The following is a 1,469-nucleotide window of genomic DNA, read 5'->3' on the forward strand; positions in this document are numbered from 1 at the left end:
TTTCGCGACTTAATGGCACAACTGTTGAGCGAGACAGACGAACAACTCGAGCGATGGAAAGCCAAAATTCTCTCCGCACTCGGAGAAAACGGACAAGTCATCATTCAAGTCATCCCCGAACTCGAACGGATTATCGGTCAACAGCCACCCGTTGCCGAACAGGTGGGAAATGCCAGTCAAAATCGCTTCAACTTGTTATTCCCAAAGTTTATTCAAGTCTTTACCACCCAAGACCATCCCTTAGTCATCTTTCTTGATGACTTGCAGTGGGCAGATTCGGCATCGCTCAAGTTGATGCACCTATTAATGAGCGACACTCACGCTGGCTACCTCCTGTTAATTGGCGCTTACCGGGATAACGAGGTTTCTGCTGCTCATCCTCTCATGCTGACGCTAGATGAAGTTTGCAGCAGCGGTGCCGCCGTCGACACCATTACTCTCAAACCCCTGCTCCAAAATGACCTCAACCACCTGGTTGCAGATACCCTGAGCTGTTCGCAAGAGATTGCTGCACCTCTGACAGAATTGGTGTACCAAAAAACTCAAGGTAATCCCTTCTTTGCCACCCAATTTCTCAAAGCGCTACACGATGAGGGATGGATTGCATTCAACACTGAGATTGGTTTCTGGCAGTGCGACATTGCTCAAATTCGATCGCTGGCGCTGACTGATGATGTAGTTGAATTTATGGCGCTTCAATTGCAGAAGTTGCCCGCACCGGCTCAAACAGTGCTGAAACTTGCCGCCTGCATTGGCAACGAGTTTGACTTAGCAACCCTGGCGATAGTTGACGAAAAAACTCAAGCTGAGACTGCTTCAAACTTATGGAAAGCATTACAAGAGGGATTGGTTTTACCCACCAGTGAGGTCTATAAGTTTTTTCAGGAAAAGTCTCAATTGAGGGTACAAAATCCCTCAAGCTCGGAACTTCTCGACTCTGACTCGTGTTCTTACAAATTCTTGCACGATCGCGTCCAGCAAGCAGCTTATTCCCTGATTCCCGACGAGCAAAAACAAATCGCTCACTTAAAAATCGGGCAACTATTACTGACTCATACGTCCGCCGCCGAAACAGAAGAAAAACTGTTTGAGATCGTTAACCAACTAAATATCGGCAAATCCCTGATCGTCGCTCCATCGCAGCAAATAGAACTCGCCCAACTCAATCTCAAAGCCGGACAAAAAGCCAGAGCAGCAACTGCCTATACAGCCGCATTTGAGTATTGCACGACAGGCATCGCCTTGTTAGCTGAAGATAGCTGGCAAACCCAGTACGAAATAACCCTAGCCCTCTACGAAGCTGCCACTGAAGCAGCTTACCTCAGCGGCAACTTCGAGCAGATGAAACAATTGGCGGCAGTCATTGCAGAACGCTCTCGAACTCTGTTGGATACGATTAAGGTCTATGAAATTCAAATTCAAGCTGCTCAAGCCCAACATCAATTTCTAGAGGCCGTGCAGATTGCCCT

At 47.7% G+C, this 1,469-nt stretch carries 1 protein-coding gene; it reads left to right on the forward strand.

The genetic code is table 11. The features are described 5' to 3' along the window. A partial coding sequence (locus QUA20_RS31740) for an AAA family ATPase (RefSeq protein ID WP_333194313.1) occupies positions 1-1,469 on the forward strand: 1,469 nt, incomplete at both ends.

The sequence above is a fragment of the Microcoleus sp. Pol7_A1 genome, from assembly GCF_036701085.1.
Classification (GTDB): Bacteria; Cyanobacteriota; Cyanobacteriia; order Cyanobacteriales; family Microcoleaceae; genus Microcoleus; species Microcoleus asticus.